The organism is Nocardioides sp. P5_E3 (genome assembly GCF_054049275.1).
The window spans coordinates 1-4640 of the sequence record NZ_JBFUMR010000062.1 but is presented as its reverse complement, the minus strand read 5'-3'; the positions used below and the strand labels follow the sequence as shown (position 1 = coordinate 4640).

Below are 4640 nucleotides of genomic sequence, written 5' to 3'. Positions count from 1 at the left end.
GGCCTGAGCCGGCGCGGGCCGGGGCGCCTGGGCGGGCGCTTGGGCGGGCGCCGGGGTCGCCGCGGGTCGAGCGAGGTCGGCGGGCAGCGGCTGGCGGCGCATGGAGTGCTCGGTGCGCTCGGGGGTCCGCACCTGCTCGACGGGCGGCGCCGGGACGAGCCGCATCGCGGTGAGGTTGACGATGTGGCGCGGGCCGTCGTCGACGGCGGTGTCAGCGACCTCGACGACCGGACGTACGTCGACCACGACGGTGTTGGTCAGGTGGTCGTGCCAGCCGCGGCGCTGGCGGCTGCGGTCCTCGACGGCCGTCCAGGCCAGGGTGGCCAGGCCGATGCCGAAGGTGGGCAGTCCCGCCACGCCCAGCACGAGCGACCGGAGCAGCGCCGGGCCGACCCCGATCGGGGTGCCGGTGCCGTGGTGCACCACGCGCAGGCCGGTCACCGCCTTGCCGGGCGACATGCCGGTGAGGCCGACCACGACGGACAGCACCAGCCAGAGGAGCACCGTCGCGCCGGCGACCGCGCCGACCACGGTCCACACGTCGTCTGAGACGAGCAGCGCGGTCGCCACGCCGACGCCGGCGATGACGGTCCAGGCGAGGAGGCGGTCGATGACGAGGGCGGCGAAGCGTCGTTCGAGCTGGGCGATGGGGTAGGTCATGGCCTGGGGGTGCTGGGTCACGGGGGGTCTCGGTGGGTGTTGATCAGGGGTTGGTGACCTGGATGGTGACGCCGTCGCCGAGGTCGAGGACGGCGCCGGGGATCAGGCTGACGGCGATGCCGGGCTTGAGGTCCTCCGCGTCGAGACCCGGTTGGGCCAGGACGGTGCCGTTGGTGGAGCCGAGGTCGGTCGCGATGGCCGATCCGTGGTCGGCCCCCGCGCCCGGGCGGATCTCGAGGTGGGTCGAGGAGATCTCCTGGTGCGGGCTGGGCACTGTCACGACGTGGGGCTGGTCGTGGGCGGCGAAGCGGCCCGCCTCGGGCGCGCGACCCACCAGCACGGTGCGGTCGACGGCGACCACGTCGCCGGTGGAGAACACGAGGGACGCGACCGGCTGCGCGACCACGTCGGGCGCGATCTCCTGGCCGGGGATGGGCGGGCGCTCGAAGTCGGCGTGCGGGGGGCCGACCTGGGTCTGGCCGTCACGGTCGGGCCACTCGTCCTCGACGACGGGGGTCTCCCCGGTCGGCGTCGGGTCGTCGCCGGGCGCGCCGAACTGCATCGGCGCAGCGGGCGGCGCGGGGGCCGCCTGGGGCTCCGGGGTGGGCTCGGGGTCGGGGTCGGGGTCGGGCTCCGGGGCCGCCTCGAGGGTGGGCTCGGGGTCCGGCTCCGGAGCGGCCTCGGGAACGACGACGGGCGCGGGCTCGTCGGCCGCGGCTTCCTCCGCGGACGCGGACGTGGACGGCGTACCGAACTCCACGACCGAGACGCGGGCCAGGCCGGCGGTGAGGGGGTGGTCGGCGGAGCCCTCGCCGGTGAGCGTCACCCGGACGCTGGTCACGCCGGTGAGGACCTGCTCGGCCCAGGCAGCGCCGGGCGACGCGCTGAGGATCTCCTCGCCACCGGTCGAGGACACGGTCGCGGTGGGCGCACCCCGCACGATGAGGCGGGTCGCGTCGTCGTCGTGGGCGACGAGGGCGAAGTGGTCGAGCGAGGACAGCCCGCCTGCGAGCAGGGCGTCGAGCAGGGCGTCGGCCGCGGCACCGGAGTCGGCGAGGTCCCACAGCGTGGCCACCCGACCGCGCTGGCTGACGGGCAGCAGGACCGTCACCCCGTCGCCGACGACGGCGTACCAGTCCCCCGGCGCGAACCTCGCCTCAGTGCTCACAATCGTCCCCCCAGCTTCGATTCGAGACTCTCCTGCTGGCGCCGGGAGTCATAGGTCGCGTCCTTGACCAATCCCACCACATCGACCACCACCGCCGTGGCGTTGTCGCGACCACCTGCCGCGACCGCGGCGCGCACCAGAGCATCCGCGGCGTCGCGGGGGTCGGCGACGGACTCGAGGATCTCCTCGATCTCCTTGTCACCGATCATCCCGGTCACGCCGTCACTGCACAGCAGGAGGCGCTCGACCGAGCCGAGGGGCAGGAGGAAGAAGTCGGGGCGGATCCCCTCGGGGCTGCCGAGCGCGCGGGTGATGACGTGCCGCTCGGGGTGGACCGAGGCTTCCTCGACGGTGATGCGGCCGGCGTCGATGAGCTCCTGGACGACGGAGTGGTCGACGCTCACCTGCTCGAGCCGGCGCTCGACGATGCGGTAGATCCGGGAGTCGCCGAGGTTGGCCAGGAGCCACTTGGTGACGCCGTCGTCGACGACGAGGACCGCCACCACGGCGGTCGTGCCGGCGTGCCAGCCGGGCTGCATGGCCCGGTGGGCGTCGCCGTAGTCGACGATGCGCGCCTGTGCCCGGGTGAAGGCGTCGGCGACGAGCTCGGCCCCGCGGCGCGGGTCGTAGGACTCGGCGAGGCGCTGGAACTCCTCGACCACCATCTGGCTCGCGACGTCGCCGCCGGAGTGGCCGCCCATGCCGTCGGCGACGACGAAGACGGGAGGCGCCACGAGGTAGGAGTCCTCGTTGACCTTCCGCACCAGACCGACGTCCGTCGACGCCCCGTGGTGCAGATCAACGTCCAGCATGTCGGCCCTCTTCGCCCCGTGTCGAGATGTGGGGCCGCGGTGCCGGCCCGGCGAGTAGCGTAAGAGGGATGTCCAGTTCAGGGCGGACGACACCCGCACGCACCCTCGCCGACCAGCTGCGCAGCTGGCCGGACGACCGGCTCGTGGCGCTGCTCAGGGCCCGTCCAGATCTCGCCACACCCGCCCCTCAAGATTCCTCGCAGCTCGCCTCGCGGGCCGCGACGCGTTCGTCGATCCACCGGGCCCTCGACGGACTGGACCGCCTCGAGCTTTCCGTGCTTGATGCCCTCCTGGTTGCAGGTCAAACCACTTCTGCGGACCTGATCTCGATCGTCCACGCCGACAGGACGCGTACGACGGCGGCGCTGCAGCGGCTGCTCGACCTGGCACTGGCCTGGGAGGCCCCCGGCGGCGTCCGGGCCCTCACCGGCGTGGCGGACGCGATGCGCGGCATGCCCGGCCTCGTCAGCGGGTTGCGCCCGGCCAGCCCCGAGGCCGCGAGCCCGGACGCGCTGGCGGCGCGGATCGCCGAGCTGTCCCCGGCCGCGACCGCGCTGCTGCGCCACGTCGACGACCACGGCGGCGAGGGCACGACGGGATCGGCCCGGCGCACCGTGTCGCCGGCCGAAGCACGCACGCCGGCCGAGGAGCTGATCAGCCGTCGCCTGCTCGTCCCCCGCGAGGGTGACGCCGTTGTGCTGCCCGGCGAGGTCGGCCTGGCGCTCCGTGGTGGCCGGACGACCCGGGAGCCGGTCGACGAGGTGCCGCCGCTGGCGACGTCGTCGCGCGATGCCGCACTGGTCGCCCGGACGGCCGCGGGGGCGGCCTTCGACGTCGTACGCCGGGTGGAGCTGCTGCTCGACCACTGGGGCGTGCAGCCGCCGAGCGTCCTGCGCAGCGGCGGCCTCGCCGTGCGCGACCTCAAGGCGGTGGCACGCGAGCTGCACGTCGACGAGCCCGGAGCGGCGCTGGTGGTGGAGGTGGCGCTGACGTCCGGCCTGATCGCCGAGGCGGCCGCCACCGACGGGACGCCCTCGTGGCTGCCCACCGACGAGTTCGACCTCTGGTCGGGCCTGCCACTCGCCGAGCGGTGGACGCGCCTGGTGGGCGGGTGGCTCGCCAGCAGCCGGGTGCCGTCGCTGGTCGGCTCGCGCGACCCGGCGGGCAAGTCCTGGAACGCGCTCGCGCCCGAGCTCTCGAGCGGGCTCGCCGAGGAGGCCCGTCGGCTCGCGCTGCAGGTGCTGGCCGAGGTGCCCGAGGGCGAGGTGCTCGCGATCGGCACCGGCATCGCCTCGCTGGTGCAGCGCATCGCCTGGCTGCGTCCGCGTCGACCCACGATCTTCGCCGACCTGGTCACGGCCGCGCTGGCCGAGGCGGCCGCGCTGGGCGTCACCGGCGCCGGGGGCATGCCGCCCAGCGGACGGCACGTGGCGGGCGGCGACCTCCCGGCCGCCGCGGAGGCGATCGCCGCGGACCTCCCCCGACCGGTCGACCACGTCCTCCTGCAGGCCGACCTCACGGCCGTCGCCCCCGGACCGCTCGAGACAGAGGTGGCGCGCCGCCTGCACCTGCTCGCCGACGTGGAGTCGCGCGGCGGTGCGACGGTCTACCGCTTCACCTCCGGGTCGCTGCGCCGCGGCTTCGACGCGGGGTGGTCCAGCGGCGAGGTGCGTGACTTCCTCACGACGGTCTCGCAGACGCCGGTCCCCCAGCCCCTGGAGTTCCTCGTCGAGGACGTCGCCCGCACCTTCGGCACCGTGCGGGTCGGTCACGCCGAGGCGTTCCTGCGCGCCGACGACGAGGCCGCGCTCGCCGCGCTGGTGCACGACCCGCGGGGGCGCAGTCTCGGCCTTCGCCTGCTCGCCCCGACGGTCGCGATCGCCACCTCCCCCCTCGACGTCCTGCTCCCCCGGCTCCGCGAGCTGGGGGCCGCCCCGGTCGTCGAGGCCGCCGACGGCACGGTCCGCGTGAGCCGCCCCGACCTGCAGCGGGCCCGCGCC

General features: G+C 75.2%; 4 protein-coding genes. 1 reads left to right on the top strand and 3 read right to left on the bottom strand.

The window, feature by feature from the left end; genetic code table 11:
- The 3 genes from ACXJKB_RS22655 to ACXJKB_RS22645 form a co-directional block, all read right to left on the bottom strand.
- A partial coding sequence (locus ACXJKB_RS22655) for an RDD family protein (protein WP_457192467.1) occupies nucleotides 1-660 on the bottom strand: 660 nt, incomplete at its 3' end.
- 43 nt (nucleotides 661-703) lie between these two features.
- A complete protein-coding gene (locus tag ACXJKB_RS22650) occupies nucleotides 704-1828 on the bottom strand; it encodes an FHA domain-containing protein (protein ID WP_457192465.1) in 1125 nt (374 codons plus the stop codon).
- Entirely contained in the window at nucleotides 1825-2640 is an 816-nt protein-coding gene (locus ACXJKB_RS22645) for a PP2C family protein-serine/threonine phosphatase (protein WP_300049736.1), read from the bottom strand. The genes ACXJKB_RS22650 and ACXJKB_RS22645 overlap by 4 nt, the downstream gene beginning before the upstream one ends.
- A gap of 68 nt (nucleotides 2641-2708) precedes the next feature.
- Here ACXJKB_RS22645 and ACXJKB_RS22640 point away from each other — a divergent pair.
- Nucleotides 2709-4640, top strand: a 1932-nt coding sequence (locus ACXJKB_RS22640; protein WP_457192463.1) for a helicase-associated domain-containing protein, incomplete at its 3' end; no start/stop codon positions are given.

What these genes read in the sequence shown, in the direction of transcription:
- ACXJKB_RS22645 (WP_300049736.1), bottom strand. Translation starts at nt 2,640, where the DNA reads ATGCTGGACGTTGATCTGCACCACGGGGCGTCGACGGACGTCGGTCTG.